The 21,998-nt window shown below is 29.5% G+C and carries 19 protein-coding genes and 1 tRNA gene; 6 read left to right on the top strand and 14 right to left on the bottom strand.

Going from position 1 to position 21,998, the window contains the following annotated elements; translation table 11 throughout:
* Positions 1-4: 4 nt before the first annotated feature.
* On the bottom strand, positions 5-1,264 hold the full coding sequence (gene kynU / locus WG950_RS13555) for a kynureninase (RefSeq protein ID WP_340933072.1): 1,260 nt from the start codon (positions 1,262-1,264) through the stop codon (positions 5-7).
* 110 nt (positions 1,265-1,374) lie between these two features.
* Between kynU and WG950_RS13550 the strand changes: the two genes are divergently transcribed.
* Positions 1,375-2,562 (top strand): SH3 domain-containing C40 family peptidase, encoded by a 1,188-nt coding sequence (locus WG950_RS13550; protein WP_340933070.1) that lies wholly within the window; start codon positions 1,375-1,377, stop codon positions 2,560-2,562.
* A 79-nt stretch (positions 2,563-2,641) separates the two neighbouring features.
* On the opposite strand, the gene serA is transcribed toward WG950_RS13550, so the two are convergent.
* Together serA and WG950_RS13540 are read right to left on the bottom strand one after the other, a co-directional pair.
* Complete coding sequence (gene serA, locus WG950_RS13545) at positions 2,642-4,534, bottom strand: phosphoglycerate dehydrogenase (RefSeq protein ID WP_340933067.1); 1,893 nt, start codon at positions 4,532-4,534, stop codon at positions 2,642-2,644.
* A 138-nt stretch (positions 4,535-4,672) separates the two neighbouring features.
* Positions 4,673-5,494, bottom strand: a complete 822-nt coding sequence (locus WG950_RS13540; protein ID WP_340933065.1) for a hypothetical protein — start codon at positions 5,492-5,494, stop codon at positions 4,673-4,675.
* Positions 5,495-5,680: 186 nt separating this feature from the next.
* Between WG950_RS13540 and gcvP the strand changes: the two genes are divergently transcribed.
* Positions 5,681-8,518 carry an aminomethyl-transferring glycine dehydrogenase gene (gene gcvP / locus WG950_RS13535; RefSeq protein WP_340933064.1) on the top strand — a complete coding sequence of 946 codons (2,838 nt, stop codon included), beginning with the start codon at positions 5,681-5,683 and terminating at the stop codon, positions 8,516-8,518.
* 66 nt (positions 8,519-8,584) lie between these two features.
* On the opposite strand, the gene WG950_RS13530 is transcribed toward gcvP, so the two are convergent.
* The 3 genes from WG950_RS13530 to WG950_RS13520 form a co-directional block, all read right to left on the bottom strand.
* Complete coding sequence (locus tag WG950_RS13530; RefSeq protein WP_340935265.1) at positions 8,585-9,544, bottom strand: YpdA family putative bacillithiol disulfide reductase; 960 nt, start codon at positions 9,542-9,544, stop codon at positions 8,585-8,587.
* A gap of 10 nt (positions 9,545-9,554) precedes the next feature.
* Positions 9,555-11,063 carry an FMN-binding glutamate synthase family protein gene (locus WG950_RS13525; protein ID WP_340933062.1) on the bottom strand — a complete coding sequence of 503 codons (1,509 nt, stop codon included), beginning with the start codon at positions 11,061-11,063 and terminating at the stop codon, positions 9,555-9,557.
* 223 nt (positions 11,064-11,286) lie between these two features.
* Positions 11,287-11,538: a type B 50S ribosomal protein L31 gene (locus tag WG950_RS13520; RefSeq protein ID WP_077809799.1), complete on the bottom strand. Its 252-nt coding sequence runs from the start codon at positions 11,536-11,538 to the stop codon at positions 11,287-11,289.
* Positions 11,539-11,790: 252 nt separating this feature from the next.
* Here WG950_RS13520 and WG950_RS13515 point away from each other — a divergent pair, with 252 nt between their 5' ends.
* Both WG950_RS13515 and WG950_RS13510 read left to right on the top strand, forming a co-directional pair.
* The gene (locus WG950_RS13515; protein WP_340933059.1) at positions 11,791-12,831 is read left to right on the top strand and encodes a glutaminyl-peptide cyclotransferase; all 1,041 of its coding nucleotides are present in this window, start codon (positions 11,791-11,793) and stop codon (positions 12,829-12,831) included.
* 50 nt (positions 12,832-12,881) lie between these two features.
* The gene (locus WG950_RS13510) at positions 12,882-14,396 is read left to right on the top strand and encodes a hypothetical protein (RefSeq protein WP_340933057.1); all 1,515 of its coding nucleotides are present in this window, start codon (positions 12,882-12,884) and stop codon (positions 14,394-14,396) included.
* Between the two features lie 11 nt (positions 14,397-14,407).
* Here WG950_RS13510 and WG950_RS13505 read toward each other — a convergent pair whose 3' ends face one another.
* From WG950_RS13505 to WG950_RS13495, 3 genes are all read right to left on the bottom strand, one after another.
* Positions 14,408-14,980, bottom strand: a complete 573-nt coding sequence (locus tag WG950_RS13505; RefSeq protein ID WP_340933055.1) for a hypothetical protein — start codon at positions 14,978-14,980, stop codon at positions 14,408-14,410.
* A 95-nt stretch (positions 14,981-15,075) separates the two neighbouring features.
* Entirely contained in the window at positions 15,076-15,402 is a 327-nt protein-coding gene (locus WG950_RS13500; RefSeq protein WP_340933053.1) for a hypothetical protein, read from the bottom strand.
* Between the two features lie 48 nt (positions 15,403-15,450).
* Positions 15,451-16,734, bottom strand: coding sequence for a metal-dependent hydrolase family protein (locus WG950_RS13495; protein WP_340933051.1), 1,284 nt, complete (start codon positions 16,732-16,734; stop codon positions 15,451-15,453).
* A gap of 64 nt (positions 16,735-16,798) precedes the next feature.
* On the opposite strand from WG950_RS13495, the gene WG950_RS13490 reads away from it, so the two are divergent.
* Positions 16,799-17,479: an SDR family oxidoreductase gene (locus tag WG950_RS13490; RefSeq protein WP_340933049.1), complete on the top strand. Its 681-nt coding sequence runs from the start codon at positions 16,799-16,801 to the stop codon at positions 17,477-17,479.
* Positions 17,480-17,492: 13 nt separating this feature from the next.
* Positions 17,493-18,089 (top strand): SprT-like domain-containing protein, encoded by a 597-nt coding sequence (locus WG950_RS13485; RefSeq protein WP_340933048.1) that lies wholly within the window; start codon positions 17,493-17,495, stop codon positions 18,087-18,089.
* A gap of 40 nt (positions 18,090-18,129) precedes the next feature.
* Here WG950_RS13485 and WG950_RS13480 read toward each other — a convergent pair whose 3' ends face one another.
* The 5 genes from WG950_RS13480 to WG950_RS13460 form a co-directional block, all read right to left on the bottom strand.
* Complete coding sequence (locus WG950_RS13480) at positions 18,130-19,596, bottom strand: DUF389 domain-containing protein (RefSeq protein WP_079737032.1); 1,467 nt, start codon at positions 19,594-19,596, stop codon at positions 18,130-18,132.
* Between the two features lie 61 nt (positions 19,597-19,657).
* Positions 19,658-20,155 (bottom strand): CIA30 family protein, encoded by a 498-nt coding sequence (locus tag WG950_RS13475; RefSeq protein WP_340933047.1) that lies wholly within the window; start codon positions 20,153-20,155, stop codon positions 19,658-19,660.
* A gap of 141 nt (positions 20,156-20,296) precedes the next feature.
* Positions 20,297-20,369: transfer RNA gene (locus WG950_RS13470), tRNA-Lys, on the bottom strand.
* Positions 20,370-20,428: 59 nt separating this feature from the next.
* A complete protein-coding gene (locus WG950_RS13465) occupies positions 20,429-21,196 on the bottom strand; it encodes an ABC transporter ATP-binding protein (protein WP_077809806.1) in 768 nt (255 codons plus the stop codon).
* Between the two features lie 3 nt (positions 21,197-21,199).
* Positions 21,200-21,940, bottom strand: a complete 741-nt coding sequence (locus WG950_RS13460) for an MlaE family ABC transporter permease (protein WP_077809807.1) — start codon at positions 21,938-21,940, stop codon at positions 21,200-21,202.
* Between the last annotated feature and the right edge of the window lie 58 nt (positions 21,941-21,998).

Here is a 21,998-nt window from a genome sequence, read left to right as displayed (position 1 = left end):
AATCCTACAACAATCCTTTTAAGATAGCTACCATTTTGTAAACATCTTCAAAAGAATTATACATTGGTGTTGGCGCACAACGTATAACATCTGGTTCTCTCCAATCTGTAATAATATTGTTTTCGGTTAGTTTTTTATGCAAACTTTTATCGGCATTTTTAACCTGAATAGATAATTGACAACCTCTTTCTTTAGGGTTTGAGGGCGTAATTATTTTAATATCATCAGAATTAATTTCATTGATTAAAAACTCGAAATAACCTGTTAATTTTTCTGATTTTTCTCGTAAAGCATCCATACCAACCTCATCAAACATATCTAAAGATGCTTTTATGGCTGCCATAGATAATATTGGCGGATTCGATAATTGCCAACCTTCTGCACCTTCCATCACATCAAATGGTTGTCGCATATTAAAACGAGTTTGTTTATTGTGATTCCACCAACCTGCAAAACGTGGTAAGTCTTTATTTCTTGCATGTTTTTCATGTACAAACAAACCTGCTAAACTTCCTGGTCCAGAGTTTAAGTATTTGTAGGTACACCAAGCTGCAAAATCTACTCCAGAATTATGTAAATCCGGAGAAATATTTCCTGCTCCGTGTGCTAAATCAATTCCAACAATACAATTTTTTGCATGCCCAATTTCTGCAATTCTCTTTAAGTCTAAAAACTGACCAGTATAATAATTTACACCTCCAATTAATAATAACGCAATTTCATCTCCATGTTCTGCTACAATTGTTTCTAAATCTTCAATATTTAAAAGTTCTTCGCCTTTTCTTGGTTTCCACTCTATAACATCTTCTTTAGAAAAACCGTGAAATTCTAATTGAGATTGTACAGCATATCTATCCGAAGGAAAAGCATCACTTTCAATAACAATTTTATACTTTGTTTTTGTTGGTCTATAAAAAGAAACCATTAGCAAATGCAAATTGGTTGTAAGTGTGTTCATTACAACAACTTCTAAAGGTTTTGCGCCTACAATTTTCGCCATTTTATCGGTTAAATACTCGTGATAATTTAACCAAGGATTTTTAGCTTCAAAATGTCCTTCTACGCCTAAATTTGCCCAATCTTCTAATTCTTGATTTATATAATCTTTGGTAGATTTTGGCTGTAAGCCTAAAGAATTACCTGTAAAGTACAACCAATTGTTACCATTTTTATCTTTAGGTATAAGAAATCGATTGCGTAAATAAGAAAGTGAATCTTCTTTATCTTGCTCTTTTGCAAATGCTAAGTTGTTTTGATATTTCATCAATTATAAAAAAATGAGTGTCTTCAAATATAAAACAATCTAAATTTAGAATTAAATTAATCTGAATAAATTACTACCTTTATTTTTTATATAATTAGAAAAATTAAACAATGAAATTTCAAAAATTAGCTATTATATTTTCGCTTTTAATATACATATCTTGTAGCAATAACGGTATTCTTATAACAGGTTTAGAAGGTGTTAGTAAAAGTATAAAAGAACAATATGCACCAGACAAAAGAGTGGCAATTTTTGATATTAATTTTGATAATTCTGATGATAAAATAATTGCTACAGGAATGACAAATTCTAAAGAAGCGTATCAAAAATTAGTTGATAGTTTGCAGTCTTTAGATGTTTCTTACATTAATAATATTAGAGTTTTACCAGACACGATTGTTGGAAATAAAATGTTTGCTGTAGCAAGAAATTCTGTAATAAATATTAGATCCGCACCAAAACATTCTGCAGAGTTAGGCACGCAAGGTTTGTTAGGTATGTCTTTAAAAATTTTAGATAAAGCTGGCGATTTCTATAGAATTCAAACTCCAGATAATTACATTTCTTGGGTTGATAAAGGTGGAATACAGAAAATGAATAAAGGTGAATTTGATACTTGGAATGCTTCTAAAAAAATAATTTTTACAAAGAATTTTGGATATGTTTACAATTCAAAACAACAAAATGCAGCAATAGTTTCTGATATTACTTTGGGCGGACTTTTAAAATATCTTTCTGAAGATGCCAGTTTTTACGAAGTTAAATATCCTGACAATAGAACTGGTTTTGTTAAAAAAAGTGAGGCTGTTGTTTATGAAAATTGGTTAAAAAACCTGCAACCATCAAAAGAAAATGTAGAAAAAGTTGCAAAAAAACTAGAAGGTTTTCCTTATTTATGGGGCGGAACTTCTTCTAAAGGAATTGATTGCAGTGGTTTTACGAAAATGGTGTATTTAATGAATGGCTTTGTAATTCCTAGAGATGCTTCACAACAAATTAATGCAGGTAAACAAGTTGACGAAAAACTAAATTTCGAGAATTTAGAAAAAGGCGATTTACTCTTTTTTGGAACTGAAGCTACAGAAACTAAAAAAAGACGAGTTGTACATGTTGGTATTTGGTTGGGTAATAATAAGCAAGAATTTATACATGCATCTGGCAACGTACATATAAGTTCTATGGATTCTTTACAACCACATTTTAATGCATTTAATAAAAATAGATATTTAGGTAGCAAACGCTATTTAGGTATAAAAGATAAAGAGATTATCAATCTTAAAGAAGAATTTAAATTCTAAGAAATCGTCTAAAAAAATTAAAAGCCTTTCAATAAAATATTGAAAGGCTTTTTTGTTGTGTTGATTGTGATTTTGATTGTTAATACAGAACTCTAAATCTAATTGTTCCTTCAATTTTTCTTAACTCGTCTATAACTTCTTTATTGTATTCTTTATCTAAATCTGTAATTACATAACCTACTTTAGGATCTGTAGATAAATATTGACCGTTAATGTTTAATTCGTATTCTGCTAAAACCTTATTAATTTTAGCCATTACACCAGGTACATTTTTATGAATATGTAAAAACCTGTGTGCGTTTGTTTGTCTTGGTAAACGAATGTTAGGAAAGTTTACTGCATCAACAGTATTACCAGAATTGATGTACGCCATTATTTTACTTGGTACAAAATCTGCAATATCTCTTTGCGCTTCTTCTGTACTTCCGCCAACATGCGGAGTCAAAATAACATTTGGCAATCCTTTTAATTCAGTATAAAATTCTCCGTTTTTTCTTGGTTCAGACGGATAAACATCAACTGCTGTTCCTGCAATTTTACCGCTTTTTAAAGCAGCAACTAAAGCTTCTATATCTACAACAAAACCTCTAGATAAGTTTACCAAATGAGCACCATCTTTCATTTGAGAAATTTCTTTTTCGCCAAAGAAATTTTTATTTGCCGCATTGTCATCAACATGTAAAGTAACAACATCAGAAATTGCCAACAACTCTTCTAAAGTGCTCATTTTTGTTGCGTTTCCTAAAGCTAGTTTATCTTCAACATCATAATAATAAACATCCATACCTAAAGCTTCTGCTAAAACAGATAATTGCTTACCAATATTACCGTAACCAACAATACCTAATTTTTTACCACGAACTTCTTTAGACCCTTCTGCTGTTTTATTCCATTGCCCATTATGAATTTCTGTACTTCTTTGAAAAACACTACGCATTAACATAATAATTTCTCCAATTGCTAATTCTACAACAGAACGTGTATTACTGTAAGGTGCGTTAAAAACCACAATACCTTTTTCTTTACAAGCTTCTAAATCGATTTGTTTTGTACCGATACAAAAAGCACTTACAACCATTAATTTTTCTGCTGCATCTACAACTTTTTGTGTAACATTTGTTTTAGAACGAATACCTAAAACATGCACATCTTTAATTTTTTCTATCAATTCGTCTTCAGACAAACTTTTAGATACAGTTTCTACAGAAAATCCATCTTTAGATAACTTCTTAAAAGCATCTGGATGTACGTTTTCTAATAATAATATTTTAATTCTATTTTTTGGGTAACTTATATTTCTTGGCAAATCGTTTACGTATAAAAATTCATCTAAATTTGGGGCAATATGGTCTGCGTTTTCTGTTGTTTTTTCTCTAGAAACATTTTCTGTATAAGCAAAAAACTTATCAGCAATACCTGCTTCTCTAGTTACATAATCGCTGTAACCATCGCCAATCACTTGTATTTCTCCGTCTAAATTCATGTCTTTTAAACACTCAATTTTTCCGTTATGTTTTGATAACGGATTATCAGCGTCAAAACCAATTATTTCTCCGTCTTCTGCAAACGTAAATGTATTTGCATACACGCGTTCAGAAGGAATATTGTATTCTTTAACAATAGGATCTATGAATTCTTTAAATCCGCAGGAAATTACATAAATATCATCTGCAAAATTCTCAAAAAATTCTTTATTGCTTTCTATAGATTTAGAAACTTGCTTTTTTAATGCAACTACTAAGTTACTTAAATCTGCCTTATTTGCTTTTAATAACTTAATTCTTCTTTCTAAAGATTCTGTAAAAGAAATTTCGCCATCAATACCTAAATTTGTAATATCTATAATTTCTTGAATTATAGCTTCTTTTTTAGGATTATCGGTTAATGTTATTTCGGCTAAAACATCTAAAGCTTCCACTTTAGTAAGTGTGCTGTCAAAATCGAAAATATAGTTTCTTTTTGTAGTGATCATTATAAAAATCTTGATTGATTTATTCTCTGTAAATCTACAAATATAGTAGCTTAATCGAAAGCCCAACTAAAGTTTTATGATATCTATTATAATTAACATCAATAATATTAAAGTTGATAAAAAACCTTGTAAATGTTGTTATAAATTACGGAATCCTAAAAGAAATAACCACCAAATTATAGGTAATGATTCCACCCAAAATGAACTATAGTATTTAGATTGATTGATTTTAGATCGCATTAATAAAATGATAACTAGAAAAAAGAAAATCATAAAGGCATTTTTAGAAATACCGTTTACATTTATAGCATATTCTACAATCAAAGCAAGAATCATAAGGGTTAAACCTACCCTTTTTGTTTTTTCAACTCCTATTTTTTTTGGAATAGTTTGCAAAGAAATTGCATCATATTTTACATCTCTAATATCAAAAGGAAGTATTAAAATTATCACAATTAAGAAACGTTGGAACATTACTAAAAATAGTTTAAAATTAAATTGAATACCTGCTTCTACACAAGGAATTAAAACCGTAAAACCAGCCCAAACAATAGCTACAACAACAATTTTCAAATAACTAACTTCTCTTAAAGTTTTATCGAAACCACTTAGAAAAGGTACTGCATATAAAAAAGTTAAAAGAAGAAAAGGCAAAGTGAATAACAATGTCACTTTTTGGAGTTTAAAAGCATAAAAACACATTGCTAAAAAACAAAAAAAAGAAAAAACCTGAATTACCTTTAAGTTATTTGTTAAACTTCTATGATGCAATTTAGCAACACCTGCATATTTCACAGAATTATACCCTGTTATTGTGCTAAAAAATATAAATATTGATAAGTTTTGATGTAAAGAAAGTTCAAAATATTGTTCAGTAATTTTTACAAGCGAAAAAACTGCCAAAGCCACATGAATACTGGCATTTAGGTAAAAATTTAAAAATATTTTTAAAAACTTCATTAAACAAAAATAACGTTTCTGTTCATAACATTAATTTTTAGTTAATAATTAACATCATTTTATACGTTTTCGGTTAGAAAATAATTTATTAAATCCTTATTTTTGAGCGGTCAAAAAATACGATTTTTAGACATCAAAAAAACAACACTAAATCGATTGAAATCAATCGTTCACAAAACTTAATTAATGAATACAAATTCGTTTCAACTTAGACATATTGGTCCTAATAAAAAGGAACAAGAAAAAATGTTAAAAGCTATTAATGCAGATAGTTTAGAACAGTTAATTAATGAAACTGTGCCAGACAACATTCTTTTAAAAAACAAACTAGATTTAGAAGAATCTATGAGCGAGTATAAATACTTAGCACATATAAAAGCTTTATCAGAAAAAAATAAAGTGTTTAAAAGTTATATTGGTTTAGGTTATAACGAAGCAATTGTACCAAGTGTTATTCAAAGAAACATATTAGAAAATCCGGGTTGGTATACAGCTTACACACCTTACCAAGCAGAAATTGCTCAAGGTAGATTAGAAGCTTTGCTAAATTACCAAACAATGGTTTGTGATTTAACAGGTATGGAGCTTGCAAATGCTTCTTTATTAGACGAATCTACAGCTGCTGCAGAAGCAATGGCTTTGTTGTTCGATGTAAGAGAAAGAGCTAAGAAAAAAGCAAAAGCAAATAAGTTTTTTGTTTCTGATGAAATTTTACCACAAACACTTTCTCTTTTAGAAACAAGAGCTACACCAATTGGTATAGAATTAGTTGTCGGAAACCATGAAGAGTTTAATTTTGATGATGATTTTTTCGGAGCAATATTGCAATATCCTGGTAAATTCGGTCAAATATTTGATTATGAATCTTTTGCTGAAAAAGCGAATAATAACGACATTAAAATAGCAGTTGCTGCTGATATTTTATCATTAGTTAAATTAAAAGCTCCTGGAGATTTTGGTGCATCTGTAGTTGTGGGTACTACACAACGTTTCGGTATTCCGTTAGGTTATGGTGGTCCTCATGCAGCTTATTTTGCTACAAAAGAAGCTTACAAAAGAAGTATTCCTGGTAGAATAATTGGGGTTACTAAAGACATGAATGGTAAGCGTGCCTTAAGAATGGCATTACAAACCAGAGAACAACATATAAAAAGAGAAAGAGCAACTTCTAATATTTGTACAGCACAAGTATTATTAGCTGTTATGGCTGGTATGTATGCTGTTTATCATGGTAAAAATGGTTTAGAGTATATTGCTAACAATGTTCATCAACATACAAATCTATTAGCAAATGCTTTAGAAAACTTAGGTTTTAAACAACTTAATAAATCTTATTTTGATACTCTTTTAATTGAAGTTGAAGCAGATAAATTAAAAACCGTAGCAGAATCTAAAGAGATAAACTTTAATTATGTTGATCAAAACCATGTTTCTATATCTATAAATGAAACTGTAGATAAAGCTTCTTTAAAAGAAATAATTTCTTGTTTTGAAGAGGCTTTTAATTTAAAACCACAAGCATTACCAGAAACAACAACTATTTTAAACGAATCTTTATTAAGAAATACTACTTTCTTAGACAATGAAGTTTTTAACACGTATCAATCGGAAACAGATATGATGCGCTACATAAAGAAATTAGAGCGTAAAGATTTAGCTTTAAATCACTCTATGATTTCTTTAGGTTCTTGTACAATGAAATTAAATGCTGCATCAGAAATGTTGCCTTTAAGTAATCCTCAATGGGGAAATATTCATCCATTTGTTCCTTTAAATCAAGCAGAAGGTTATCAAGAAGTTTTAAAAAATTTAGAACATCAATTAAATATTATTACAGGTTTTGCGGGTACATCTTTACAGCCAAACTCTGGTGCACAAGGTGAATTTGCTGGTTTAATGACTATTAGAGCTTATCATCAAGCAAATAATGATTCCCATAGAAATATTTGTTTAATTCCTGCTTCTGCACACGGTACAAATCCTGCTTCTGCAGTTATGGCTGGTATGAAGGTTGTTGTAACTAAAACAGCAGAAAACGGTAATATCGATGTAGAAGATTTAAGAGAAAAAGCAACGCTACATAAGGACAACTTAGCTGCTTTAATGGTAACATATCCTTCTACTCATGGTGTTTACGAAAAAGAAATTAAAGAAATAACTAAAATTATTCACGATAACGGTGGACAAGTTTACATGGACGGAGCAAATATGAACGCTCAAGTTGGTCTAACAAATCCTGCTACAATTGGTGCAGATGTTTGTCATCTTAACTTGCATAAAACTTTTGCCATTCCTCATGGTGGTGGTGGTCCTGGTGTAGGGCCAATTTGTGTTGCTCCACAACTAGTTCCGTTTTTACCAACAAATCCAATAATTAAAACTGGTGGCAAAAGCGCAATTACTGCAATTTCTGCCGCTCCTTGGGGTTCTGCTTTAGCTTGTTTAATTTCTTACGGATATATTACAATGTTAGGTGCAGACGGATTGACTAATTCTACTAAAAATGCAATCTTAAACGCAAACTACATTAAAGAGCGTTTAGAAGAACATTATCCAACTTTATATACCGGAGAAAAAGGTCGTGCAGCACACGAAATGATTATTGATTGTAGAGATTTTAAACAAAAAGGTATCGAAGTTGTAGATATTGCAAAACGTTTAATGGATTATGGTTTTCATGCACCAACAGTTTCTTTTCCTGTAGGAGGAACAATGATGATTGAACCTACAGAATCTGAAAGTTTAGCAGAATTAGATCGTTTTTGTGATGCCATGATTTCTATTAGAGAAGAAATTAAAAATGCATCGAAAGAAGATTTAAACAATCCTTTAAAAAATGCTCCTCATACACAAGAAATGCTTACTTCGGATGAATGGGAGTTACCTTACACTAGAAAGCAAGCTGCATTTCCTTTAGACTACATTGCCGAAAATAAGTTTTGGCCAACTGTAAGAAGAGTTGATGATGCCTATGGCGATAGAAATTTAATTTGTTCTTGTAATCCTATTGAAGATTACATGTAATAATTGATTAAATAATTATAAAAAAAACCACCTAAAATCTAGGTGGTTTTTTATTTTATAAATTTTTTATTGGACAATATCATCTACAATCATTTTTGCATGAATTCTAGAATTTTCTATAAACCATTTATGAGTTTCTAAACCTCCACAAATTACTCCAGCTAAATAAACACCTTTTACATTTGTTTCCATAGTTTCATCATTATATACGGGTATTTTCTTATCGTCTTTAGAAAACTGAACACCTACATGTTCTAAAAATTTAAAATTTGGTTTATAACCAGTTAAGGCTAATACAAAATCATTTTCTATTGTTTTAATACCATTTTTAGTATTTACAATTACATTTTTATCTGTAATTTCTTTCACTGTTGTATTGTAAAAAACGTTTATACTTCCTTCTTTAATTCTATTAATAATATCTGGTCTTACCCAGTACTTTACACGTTGCCCAATTTCTTCTCCTCTAACTATTAAAGTTACCTCAGCACCTTTTCTGTAACATTCTAATGCAGCATCAACAGAAGAATTACTTGCACCGATTACAGCTAATTTCTGACCTGCATAAAAATGAGGATCGTTATAATAATGGGAAACCTTAGGTAGATTTTCACCTTCAACATCCATAGTATTTGGCAGATCGTAAAAGCCAGTTGCAATTATAATATTAGTTGCTTTGTATGTATTTTTTGAAGTATTTAATGTAAACTCCTTTTCATTTTTATCTATAGAATTTACCGTTTCAAATAAATGTAATTTTAATTTATTTGAAGTTACAATTCTTCTATAGTACTCCAAAGCTTCGTTTCTTCTTGGTTTGGCTTCTTTACTTATAAATGGAATATTGTCTATTTCTAATTTTTCTGAAGAAGAAAAAAACTGCATGTTAACAGGATAATTGTATAGAGAATTTACAATTGGACCTTTTTCTATAATTAGATATTTTAATCCTTTCTTTTTAGCTTCTAAACCACAAGCAATTCCTATTGGGCCTCCGCCAACAATAATAACATCATACAAATTCATAAAACTATTTTTAGTTGTAATAAACTTCATCTAAACTAACTACCTCTTCATCTTTCCTTCTTCTAAAAATATGGTTTGGTGCTAATTCGGAAATAGAATGCAAACCTAAAGCTGCAATAATTTCTTTAATTGCTACTACCGTTTTTGAATGATAATTTTTTACTCGAACATTTTTCTTCTCTACAACAAGCGCTTTCACCAAATCTTCATCTTGGGTTGCAACACCAACTGGGCAAGTATCTAAATTACATTCTCTTGCTTGAATGCAACCTAAGCTTAACATAAAACTTCTTGCCATACCAACAGCATCTGCACCTAAAGCTAGATATTTTACCACATCAAAAGCATCTACGGCTTTACCACTTGCAATTATTTTAATTTGATTTTTTAAGTTGTGTTTTAATAATTGTTTATTGATAAAAACCAAACCTTCTATTAAAGGCGTACCAATGTAATTTGTAAATTCTAAAGGAGCAGAACCAGTTCCTCCTTCTCCACCATCAACAGAAATAAAATCTGGGTAATTATTATGCGTTGCAAATGCAGTAATCATTTCTGATATTTCTTGGTTATCACCAACACATAATTTAATTCCGACAGGTTTACCATTCGCTAACTCTCTTACTTTTTGAATAAACTGAATTAACTCATCATAGTTAGAAAATGCCGAATGACCTGGAGGAGAATCAACTTGAGTACCCGGAGTTACAGATCTAATTTCTGCGATTTCTTGTGTGTTTTTTTTAGCTGGTAAAATTCCGCCATGACCTGGTTTTGCACCTTGAGAAAACTTAATTTCAATCATTTTAACCTCTGGTCTAACAGCATTTTTTTTGAAAATTTCATCATCAAAAACACGTTTGCCATTTATAGATTTTCCTGCACCAAAATAACCCGTTCCTACTTGAAAAATTAAATCACCGCCTTGTAAATGATAAGGAGAAATTCCACCTTCGCCAGTATTATGTGCAAAATCGCCCATTTTTGCTCCTTGATTTAACGCCATAACTGCATTTTTACTAAGCGAACCAAAAGACATTGCAGAAATATTTATGATAGAACTTTTATATTTTTGAGTACACTTATCTGAACCAAAAGTAATTTTATCGCCAATTATATCGTGGTGTGCAGTAGGAAAAAGTGAATGTTTTACAAATTCATATCCTTTTTTATAAACATTATGTTGTGTACCAAAAGGAATGGTTTCTTTTTCTAATTTAGATCTTTGATAAACAATACTTCTTTTTTCTCTATTTATGGGAGTTCCGTTTAAATTGTCTTCTATAAAATATTGCTGAATTTTATCTCTTTCTTCTTCGAAAAACCAACGTAAACGAGCTACTAACGGAAATGCTCTTAATAACGAGTGTTTGGTTTGTAAACTATCATAAATAGCAATTAAACTTAGCAAACCAGATATTGATAGTAATATTATTGTGCCTATTTGAGGAATAAAATAAACTAAAACTCCAGCTAAAATTGTGATTGCAAATAATATTGCAAGTATGGTATTTCTCATTATATAAAGTATATTTTAAAAAGGTTTAAAAATAATGAAATTAGCACGAAAATTGTACTTGCTTTGGCAAATAGTTTGCGTTAGGGATTGAATTGGAAATCCTTTTTATGAAGAATGAATAAAAAGATTGAAAAGTAAAGCCCGACCTGTAAGGTAACGCCCCAAAAAAAACTCTAACAAATTAATGTTAGAGCTTTTTATATGTTTGAAAAACTTAAGAAAATTATTTCTTAAATTTTGCATATTTGTTTTTGAACTTGTCAATACGTCCTGCAGCATCAATAAGTTTAGATTTACCAGTGTAAAATGGGTGAGAAGTTCTAGAAATCTCTAATTTTACTAAAGGATACTCTACACCATCAACGTCTAAAGTTTCTTTTGTATCTGCAGTAGAACGCGTTAAAAATACGTCTCCGTTGGACATGTCTTTAAAAGCAATCAGTCTATAATTTTCTGGATGAATTCCTTTTTTCATTTTTAATATATTTAATACTTTAATGTTATGTTTGTAAGAGTAAAGTTGGTAAAGTTTTACTCAAAATTCTAAATAGCTGTTAATAACTATTTTGAGGATGCAAATTTAAGCTTATTTTTTAATTTACAAATAAATAAATTGTTTTTATTTTAATAAAGTTCTTTTTTATGCTTCTTTTAATACATAAAAGTTGTTTTTTATGCTGATTTTTTTGAATCTTTACGTTCTAATATATTGAAATCTATATAAATAATGAAGAAATTTTCTACTTTAGTAACACTTTTAACAACGTTATTTTTAACAATATCTTGTTCTAATGATTATAAATTTATTCTAGAAAAACCAAATAAAGCTGTTTTAAATGAATCTGTTACCTTAAAACTAACAGAAAAAGACAGCAAAGAAATTGAAAAAGTACAATTTTACGTAAACGGTAAACAAGTAGAAAGTAACGGTAATACTGCTACCATAAATACCAAAGATTTGGGTGTAGGTAAACATGCTGTAAATGCACTTGCTTTTTTTGATGGTAAAACTAAAAAAACGAATGGATTTATTGAAGTTTTTGCCAATACAAAACCTGCCATCTATAAATTTAAAATTATTAATGAATATCCGCACGACACAAAAGCTTACACACAAGGGCTAGAATTTTATAAGGGTTATTTATATGAAACTACGGGTCGTAGAGGTGAATCTACTCTTAGAAAAGTAGATATAAAAACGGGTAAAGTTTTACAAAAAATAGATTTAGACAACAAATATTTTGGTGAAGGAATGACAATTGTGGATGACAAAATAATTTGGCTTACCTGGGAAAGTAACAAAGGTTTTGTTTACGATTTAGAAACTTTTGAATTAGAAAAGGAATTTGCTTACAATAAAAGTAAAGAAGGTTGGGGTTTAACGCACAGCGATAAAGAACTTATAAAATCTGATGGTTCTGATAAAATTTGGTTTCTAGACCCAAACACACTTAAAGAAAAACGTTTTATACAAGCATATACTAATGATCGTTCTGTAAATTATCTAAACGAATTAGAGTTAGTTAATGGTAAAATTTACGCTAATAAGTATCAAAAAAACACCATTGCAATTATTAATGCAGAAACTGGTATTGTAGAAGGTTTAGGCGACTTAAGAGGTTTAGAAAAAGTGATGTCTAAAACTCAGAAATTAGTAGAAAACGATGAGGTTTTAAATGGTATTGCATACGATGCAGAAAATAACAGATTGTTTGTTACCGGTAAATATTGGGGCAAATTATTTGAAATAGAATTGGTTAAGCAATAATTATATTACTTTTACGTATATAAGAACTTATACTTACAAAACATTAATTTATGCGTTATTTTATTTCTTTCGTTATTTGTATTGCTTTAATTTCTGTAAGTTCTTGCAGAAAAGATTTCTCTACAATAGAAAGTTTTGGAGCTTTAGAATTTTCTAAAGACACCGTTTTTTTAGATACTGTTTTTACAAATATTGGTTCTGCAACTTATAATTTAAAAGTATATAATAGAAGTAATAATGCAATCACCATTCCTTATATTACTTTAGAAAAAGGAAACAGTTCTAATTATAGATTAAACGTAGATGGTATTGCCGGTAAAACATTTAATAATATAGATATACTTGCTAAAGATAGTATCTACGTATTTATAGAAACCACAGTAGATGTTTCGGCAGAAACAAATCCGCTGTATACAGACAGAATTTTATTTGATAACGGAGATAAAGAACAAAACGTAGATTTGGTTACTTTGGTTGAAGATGCAAACTTTATTTATCCGGGTAAAGATGCTATCTCTATGAAAATTGATAGTTTAACTTTAGACGGAGAACCAACGACAATTAAAGGTCGTTTTTTAAATGATGATGAACTTATTTTTAATAAAACAAAACCAACTGTAATTTATGGTTATGCTGCGGTACCTGCAAATAAAACACTTACTATAGAAGCTGGTGCAAGAGTTCATTTTCATGATAATTCGGGTTTAATCGTAGACAATAAAGCTACCTTAAAAGTAAACGGAACTCTTAATGATAAAGTTATTTTTGAAGGTGATAGACTAGAAAATAGTTTTAGTGAAATTCCTGGACAATGGGGAACTCTTTGGATGCGAGCCGGAAGTACAGAAAACGAAATAAAAAACACAATTATAAAAAATGGTATCATCGGAATTTTAATTGATAGTATAGGCAGCAGTACATCGCCAACTTTAAAATTAGAAAATACCGAAATCTACAACCATTCTAACTTCGGAATTTTAGCTAGAGAAACAAATATTGAAGGAAATAATGTTGTAATTGGTTCTGCAGGTCAAGCCTCTTTGGCCGCTACCATTGGAGGAACTTATAATTTTACCCACAGTACTTTCGCAAATTATTGGAACAATGGAATAAGACAATTACCAGCCGTGTTAGTAAATAACTTTTTTACCTATACAAATGAAAGTGGAGAAGAAATTGCAGAAACTAGAGATTTAAAAGCTGCAAATTTTACCAATTGTATTTTTGAAGGCAATAATAATATAGAGTTTATTTTAGATAATTTAAATAATGGGAGTTTATTTAATTATGCCATCAAAAATTGTATGATTCGTTTTAATGATACCAATAATTCTTTTGAAGGCATTACAGAACTAGACTTTAACAACAACACAAATTACAGTGATATTATTTTAAACGGAAATGCTAATTTTAAAGATACTCAGAAAAGTAATTTTATAATTGGTGAGAATAGTGACGCTATAAATAAAGCTTTATCTACTCCTTTTAATATTGATATCTTAGGTGTAGACAGAACTTCAAATCCTGATATTGGCGCTTATCAGCATATTATTTTTAATGATTAATCATTTCTTTTTTAATTTAAATTTACAAAATCATTTTTAGCATCTATAAAAACAGCCAAAGACGTTGCTTTCTTCTTAAAACCGTAAAAGCTTTCGAACTTTATATTTTTATTCAAATAAATAATTACATTATGTCCTGATGAGCTTCCTAACGGCGAAAAGTACTTTATTGGAGATTTTTCTGAAAACTCTTTCGTAGAAACCTCTATCTCTTTAATTGTTTCAAAAGGAATAATTGCATTTGCTAAAATGCCGAATTTTAAAACTACTTGTTTCTTTTTTAAATCTATAAAAACAGGTCTTCTCGATAAAGATTTTATAAGCGCCAATACTTGTAAAAAGGTATAAATACTTAAGGTCGTTAAAATAAATGTCCCCTTGCTATTACCCACTTTTATCATAGAATGTGTTACAAACGCTTCTACAACAATAACCAATAGAAACCCCAGAATTACACTATTAGCTGTACTTTCTTTATGATAAGAAAACTCATTTTCTTTTAACTTTCTCTTCCTCCAATTAAAAAGACCGTAATAAACAACAGAAATTTCAGCAGCTAGAATATTTCCTATAATTTGAGGCATTATTTTCGTACAAATTCTTTAAACTATCTCATAAAAATCTAAAGAATTATTTTTGTTTTCTTTTACTTTTTTTAGTTCACTACTACTTTTTATTATCACAAAAAAACAACTAAAACCTCAACAAAGGGCAATGCATAAATTTTTAGATTTTCTTTTGGAAGAATAGAGCACGCAATAAAAGAACCTAGCAAAGCAACAATAATTATTGTTTTATTAGAAATGTCTTTACTCCTAATTAATAAATAATAGACAAAAGGAACTGTTATTAACAAATCTATAAGTACAAATACTGAAATTTCTGAAACAAGATTAGATCTTTTTGTAATTGTTACCAATAATAGAAACATTAATAACGGAATACCGAAAACAAATAAATTACTTCGAAAATTAATTTTACCAATCATAAAAAAACTATTATTCATTCTAAAGCACTTGGCTTTCCCATTTTTTTTTGTTACGCTTTTCAAGAGCTATTTTTCCTTGTAAACAACACCGTTTTTCATCACAAAAACTACATTTTCCATTGTGTTAATGTTTTTTGTTGGATCTTCATCTACAGCTATAATATCTGCATAAAATCCTTTTTGAATCTGACCAATTTCATCTGACATCTTTAATAACATCGCATTTGTAATTGTTGCAGATTGAATTGCTTCTATAGCTGGCATACCGGCCTCAACCATAAAACCAAATTCTTTACCATTATTACCATGCTTAAAAACACCTGCATCTGTACCAAAAGCAATTCCAACACCTTTTTTATACGCTTTTGCAAAAGTTCCTTGAATCTGTGGACCAACTGCTAAAGCTTTAGGAACAACTATTTCTGGATAAAAACCTTCAATTTTAGCTTTCTCTTCTACTTCTTTACCTGCAGTAATTGTTGGCACTAAATATGTATCGTGTTTTTTCATTAACCCCATTGTCCCTTCACTCATATAAGTTCCGTGTTCTATGGTTTTAACACCTCCTATTATTGCTCTTTTCATTCCTTCATCTCCGTGCGCGTGCGCAGCAACATGCATTCCATAATCTTCAGCCGTTTCACAAATAGCTTTAATCTCTTCTATTGTAAACTGCGGATTATCGCCTGATTTTGCAACACTTAAAACACCTCCTGTTGCTGTTATTTTTATACAATCTGCTCCGTTTTTATAACGCTGTCTAACAGCTTTTTTTGCATCATCTACAGAATTTACGACACCTTCTTTTGGTCCAGGATTTCCAATTAGTTTTCTACTACTTCCGTTTGTAGGATCTGCATGACCACCAGTAGTTGCCAAAGATTTACCCGCTGTAAAAACTCTTGGTCCCATAATTTTACCAGAATTTATAGCATTTTTTATAGAAATATTTACACCTGTCCCGCCTAAATCTCTTACAGATGTAAAGCCATTTAATAAGGTTGTTTTTGCAAAACCTACAGAATTAAATGCAACATCTGCCTCGTTTAAAATATAATTATTCAGCCTTGTATTTCTATTAAATTCTTGCTCTATATGAACATGAAAATCAATTAAACCAGGTAAAACCACTTTATCTTTTAAATCTATAACATTTGCAGTAGAACTTTTAGGAGCAACATAACCATCTAAAATTTTAGAAACTTTATCTCCTTTTACAACAATTGTTTTTTTAGAAGAAATTACACCAGATTTTGTATCTAATAATTTTCCGCATAAAATATATGTTGTTTGTGCATTAACGTTTTGTAACATAAAAAGTGTTGTAAAAAGTAAAAGTAATTTCTTCATTTGTATAAATTTTATCTTTAAATGTATGAAAAAATACCTAATTTGCTTGCTTTAAACTTAAATAATGAAAAACGTAGTTATTACAGGTACAAGTAGAGGAATTGGTTTTGAACTTGCCAAACAGTTTGCAGAAAATGGTCATAATGTTTTGGCTTTGTCTAGAAATACAAAACCTTTGTTAAACTATAACCATAAAAATATTACAGTAATTTCTGTTGACTTATCGAACTCTAATGATTTAAAAAAAGTTTCTGAATTTGTAGAGAACAATTGGCAAAGTGTAGATATTTTAATAAACAATGCTGGTAAACTTGTAAATAAACCTTTTACAGAGCTTTCTTCTAACGACTTTCTAGATGTTTATAAAGTAAATGTATTTGCAGTTGCAGAAATCACAAAAATTATGATTCCTTATTTAAAGAAAGGAAGTCATGTAGTTACTGTTAGTTCTATGGGCGGAATTCAAGGAAGCATGAAGTTTGCAGGATTGGCTGCATATTCATCTGCCAAAGGTGCTGTTATTACCTTATCAGAATTGTTAGCAGAAGAATATAAAGAACAACAAATAGCTTTTAATGTTTTGGCTTTAGGAGCCGTACAAACAGAAATGTTAGCAGAAGCTTTTCCTGATTATCAAGCACCTTTAACAGCTACAGAAATGGCAGATTATATATATAACTTTGCTTTAACAGGTAATAAATTTTATAACGGTAAAGTTTTACAGGTATCTTCTACAACTCCGTAATTTCATTTCAATTTTGGATACAGAATATAAAAATTACATACCCCAAAAAGCAATTCCTTTTTTAGAATTTTTAATTAATGAACATAATTTCACATTAAAAATTGTAAACCAAAGAGCCACAAAACATGGCGATTTTAGAAGTTTACCAAATGGTAAATTTCAAATAACCGTAAATAATAATTTAAATAAATATCAATTTCTATTGACTTTGGTGCATGAAATAGCACATCATGTTACGCATCAAAAATTTGGAGTAGTTCAAGCACATGGTAAAGAATGGAAAGCTATTTTTCAGCATTTGATGTTGCCTTTTTTAAATCCAAATATTTATCCGAATGAAATTTTACCTCATTTAGCCAATTATTTAAAAAACCCGAAAGCAAGCACAGATTCTGATGTAAATTTATCTCTAGCTTTAAGAGGAAATGTTGCAGAAAATGGCAAACATTTTATTTTTGACATTCCTTTAAACGAACTCTTTATTTTTAAAAATACTATTTACAAACGCGGTAATAAAAGAAGAACTCGTTACGAATGCTTAAATATGTCTAATAAAAAAGTCTATTTATTTAATCAAAATGTAGAAGTAAAACTTTACAAAGATTTATAATGATATAAAAAAAGCTCCTTTTTTAAGGAGCTTTTTTTAGTTAATCTCTTTTAATAAATAAAGTATCTAAATTCATTTCTTTTTGCAACCAATTTCTTAATTCCCTTTCTTTAGGTGTTATAATACTATCTGGTATCTTTAGATTCCATTTAATTGTTGCAACCGGAATTGTATCAATTTTAATAAAATCTTTAGAAGACAAAACACTTGCAAAACCAATTTCTTCGATATCTACGTATCTTATTTTAGCATCTTTTGCTATTCTACTAAAAGCTACTACTTTTTGATTTTTATTTAAAGCATCTTGTTCTATTCTGTTATTTAAACTAGATATAGTTTCCTCTAAATCTGCTATTTGTTTTTGTAAACCTGCAATAATATTTTTACTTTCCTTGAGCTCTTCTCTTTTCTCTTTATAAGCTGTTGTAATCAACTCAAAACTTTTGGTATCGCTACCCTTAATAATTATTTTAAAATCCTTTATTTTATCGTAGCTAACGTTATTTGCTAATTGATTATTTAAAATATTTTCTTCGCCATCACTTACTTCATTAAAGAAATTAAGATTAATAATTTTATTTTCATAACTGTAAGAATCATCAATTAATTGAAAAGACTTTACAGTTTTAACTTCGTTTTTAATAAAATTATTAACCTGTGTTTTTACTTGGTTTTCTTTAAAAACAGTTATAAAAGTAAATATGGCAGGTATCATTACAGCAATACCAACTACTGTTGCAATGGTAGAGTATCTTTTACGTTTAGCCGCATTTGCATATTTATGCATAGGAAAACGTAATAATTTTAACACCAAAAATGTTGCCAATGCAATAAAAATAGTATTTATAGTAAATAAATACATAGCACCAAAAAAGTAAGAAAATTTACCTTTAGCTAAACCATAACCAGCTGTACATAAAGGTGGCATTAATGCTGTTGCAATTGCAACACCAAAAATAACTGAAGCTATAGTACCTTTTTTTGTTCTTGCAACCATTAAGGCTAATCCACCAAAAAAGGCAATTAAAACATCTCGAATATCTGGACTAACTCTTCCTAATAATTCTGAATTATCTTCACTTAAAGGAAAAAAGTAAAAGAACAAGAACGAAGCAAATAAACTTAAACCAATCATGGTTCCTAAGTTCATCAAAGACTTTTTAAAAGTATTGATGTCATTTAATGCAAAAGACATACCTAAACCTAATATTGGCCCCATTAATGGCGATATTAACATGGCACCAATTACAACTGCTGTAGAGTTTGCATTTAAACCGATAGAGGCCACAAAAACGGCAAAAAGTAAAATCCAAGCTGTAGCACCTTTAAATGGTATATCTGCTTTTATAGCTTCTATAGTTGCTTCGTGATCTGTATCATCTCTAAAGTCGAAAAGTTCTATTAAAAACTTTTTTACACTTTCTAGCAAACCTTTTGCATCTTTCTGAACATTTTGTTTAGAATTTTCTGCTGCATTAGGTGTAGGGTTTTTAAGATCTTCTTCCATTTATATTAATTTATAACTTTGGAAAGATACAAAAAAAGTGATTTGATTCTTAAAATATATACTATTGTAGATAAATTTTATCTATCTCTAATTTAAAAGCTTCTTGTTTTTTATTACCTATTAGAAATGCAATTTCAGCAATACTGTTAGCAGAAAAATTTCCGATTGATAATTTTCTTCCTCTAAAGGCAGGGTACATTTCTGAAAGCTTTATTCTGATAGTTTGCCACTCTCCGGAGGTTGTAAAAGGCGATATGTAGGAATGAGCATTATCTAAATTATCTTTTAATCTAAATTGATACTTTTTACCATCTCCTTTTACCTTTATAACTACCTCTGTATAGCCAATAGTTTTTAAGTTTATATTTTTATTTCTTAATGATGAAAATCCGCCATTATTTTCTAAAGAGATTTTTCCATAAAATTCTCCATAACCAGAATTATTTAAGATAAAACTGCCATAAGACTTTCCTCCCATTACAACATCATCTACTATTTTCCAATCTTCAATGTTTACAGATTTTTTAAAGTCGAAAAGTATTTGGCTTGATAAATTCATAGTGCTAAAATAAATGATTAAAAATATTTTGTTTATCATTACTTGTAATTATTTAAACAAAAATACTAGTTTAAAAGCAAAACTATGTTGAAGTAGTGTTAAAAAAAAACTCCACACAAAGTGTGGAGTTTTATAATCAAGTGACCGGGCTGGGGCTCGAACCCAGGACCCTCTCCTTAAAAGGGAGATGCTCTACCAACTGAGCTACCAGGTCATTCTTTTCGCTTAGCGGGTGCAAATATACACCTTAATTTAAATAAAACAAGTTTTTTTTTATTTTATTTCATCTAAATAAACTTGCCTAACTTTCTTTAATAAATTAGAAGAATAAACAAAACTTACAACCGACTCATTTTCAGTAGAAAATATATCTTCACTAGAACCTTCCCAAGCTTTTACTCCTTTATTTAAAAAAACAATTTTTTCTCCAATTTCTATTACAGAATTCATATCATGTGTATTTATTACTGTCGTAATTTTATATTCATCTGTAATTTCTTGAATTAAATTATCAATTACAATTGCAGTTTGAGGATCTAAACCAGAATTTGGTTCATCACAAAACAAATATTTAGGGTTCATAACAATTGCTCTAGCAATTGCAACTCTCTTTTGCATTCCTCCAGATAGTTCTGCAGGTAATTTTTTGTTGGAATTTTCTAAATTTACCCTTTTAAGAACTGTGTTTACACGATCTAACATTTCCGATTGAGATTTCTTAGTAAACATCTTTAAAGGAAACATTACGTTTTCTTCTACCGTTTGAGAATCAAACAAAGCACTTCCCTGAAAAACCATGCCTATTTCTTGTCTCCACTGCATTTTTTGTTCTTGAGTAAATTCTGTGTTTAATCTTCCGTCAAAAGCAACTGTTCCTTTCTCTGGAACATGCAATCCAATTAAAGATTTTAAAAATACTGTTTTACCAGAACCACTTTGTCCAATAATTAAATTTGTTTTACCAGGTAAAAAAGTTGTTGTAATCCCTTTTAAAACTTCTGTACCATTAAATCCTTTATGTAAATTTTTTACTTCTATCATATTTTATGTTAATAGCATTTGAGTTAAAAAATAATTTGCAATAACTATTAAAATGGTTGTCCAAACTACAGCTTGTGTACTTGCTCTTCCTACAGCAATCGATCCTCCTTTTACATAATAACCATGATATGAAGGCACAGTAGCTATTAAAAAAGAAAAGATTATCGTTTTTATTAATGCATAAACTATTAAAAATGGTTTAAAATCTGTTTGAATACCTGTTATGTAATCTGTACCTGCAAACAAACCAGAAAGCACACCTGCAATCCAACCTCCAAAAATACCAAGAGCCATTGCTAACGTTATTAAAAAAGGATAGAAAAAAAGAGCCGCTATAATTTTTGGTAATACTAAAAAATTAAGTGAATTAATTCCCATAACTTCTAAAGCATCAATTTGCTCTGTAACTCGCATTGTACCAATACTAGAAGTTATATAAGAACCCACTTTACCTGCCAAAATAATACAACAAAATGTAGGTGCAAATTCTAGAATTATAGATCTTTTTGCGGCAAAACCAATTAAAGAATCTGGTATAAATGGGCTATCTAAATTTAAGGCAGTTTGTAATGCAATCACTCCTCCAATAAAAAATGAGATAAACATAATAATACCTAAAGATTTAATACCTAAATCTTCAACTTCTTTCATTAATGCTTGGTAAAAAACACGACGTTTCTGCGGTTTTCTAAAAACACGCTTTAACATCATAAAATACTTACCCACATGTTCTAAATACGTCATTTAAACTAATTTTAGGCTAAAGTATTAAAATATGATTAATTGAATGTTAATTATACAA

Origin of the sequence: Polaribacter marinaquae (assembly GCF_038019025.1) — a bacterium.
GTDB classification, from domain to species: Bacteria; Bacteroidota; Bacteroidia; order Flavobacteriales; family Flavobacteriaceae; genus Polaribacter; species Polaribacter marinaquae.
Note: the sequence above shows the minus strand (reverse complement) of the source record. Positions and strands in the feature narration are given on the sequence as shown.

What these genes read in the sequence shown, in the direction of transcription:
- WG950_RS13490 (WP_340933049.1), top strand. Translation starts at nt 16,799, where the DNA reads ATGAAAAACGTAGTTATTACAGGTACAAGTAGAGGAATTGGTTTTGAA.
- WG950_RS13505 (WP_340933055.1), bottom strand. Translation starts at nt 14,980, where the DNA reads ATGCCTCAAATTATAGGAAATATTCTAGCTGCTGAAATTTCTGTTGTT.
- WG950_RS13500 (WP_340933053.1), bottom strand. Translation starts at nt 15,402, where the DNA reads ATGAATAATAGTTTTTTTATGATTGGTAAAATTAATTTTCGAAGTAAT.
- WG950_RS13475 (WP_340933047.1), bottom strand. Translation starts at nt 20,155, where the DNA reads ATGAATTTATCAAGCCAAATACTTTTCGACTTTAAAAAATCTGTAAAC.
- WG950_RS13520 (WP_077809799.1), bottom strand. Translation starts at nt 11,538, where the DNA reads ATGAAAAAAGGAATTCATCCAGAAAATTATAGACTGATTGCTTTTAAA.
- kynU (WP_340933072.1), bottom strand. Translation starts at nt 1,264, where the DNA reads ATGAAATATCAAAACAACTTAGCATTTGCAAAAGAGCAAGATAAAGAA.
- WG950_RS13525 (WP_340933062.1), bottom strand. Translation starts at nt 11,063, where the DNA reads ATGAGAAATACCATACTTGCAATATTATTTGCAATCACAATTTTAGCT.
- WG950_RS13550 (WP_340933070.1), top strand. Translation starts at nt 1,375, where the DNA reads ATGAAATTTCAAAAATTAGCTATTATATTTTCGCTTTTAATATACATA.
- WG950_RS13480 (WP_079737032.1), bottom strand. Translation starts at nt 19,596, where the DNA reads ATGGAAGAAGATCTTAAAAACCCTACACCTAATGCAGCAGAAAATTCT.
- serA (WP_340933067.1), bottom strand. Translation starts at nt 4,534, where the DNA reads ATGATCACTACAAAAAGAAACTATATTTTCGATTTTGACAGCACACTT.
- WG950_RS13495 (WP_340933051.1), bottom strand. Translation starts at nt 16,734, where the DNA reads ATGAAGAAATTACTTTTACTTTTTACAACACTTTTTATGTTACAAAAC.
- WG950_RS13540 (WP_340933065.1), bottom strand. Translation starts at nt 5,494, where the DNA reads ATGAAGTTTTTAAAAATATTTTTAAATTTTTACCTAAATGCCAGTATT.
- WG950_RS13460 (WP_077809807.1), bottom strand. Translation starts at nt 21,940, where the DNA reads ATGACGTATTTAGAACATGTGGGTAAGTATTTTATGATGTTAAAGCGT.
- gcvP (WP_340933064.1), top strand. Translation starts at nt 5,681, where the DNA reads ATGAATACAAATTCGTTTCAACTTAGACATATTGGTCCTAATAAAAAG.
- WG950_RS13515 (WP_340933059.1), top strand. Translation starts at nt 11,791, where the DNA reads ATGAAGAAATTTTCTACTTTAGTAACACTTTTAACAACGTTATTTTTA.
- WG950_RS13510 (WP_340933057.1), top strand. Translation starts at nt 12,882, where the DNA reads ATGCGTTATTTTATTTCTTTCGTTATTTGTATTGCTTTAATTTCTGTA.
- WG950_RS13530 (WP_340935265.1), bottom strand. Translation starts at nt 9,544, where the DNA reads ATGAATTTGTATGATGTTATTATTGTTGGCGGAGGCCCAATAGGAATT.
- WG950_RS13465 (WP_077809806.1), bottom strand. Translation starts at nt 21,196, where the DNA reads ATGATAGAAGTAAAAAATTTACATAAAGGATTTAATGGTACAGAAGTT.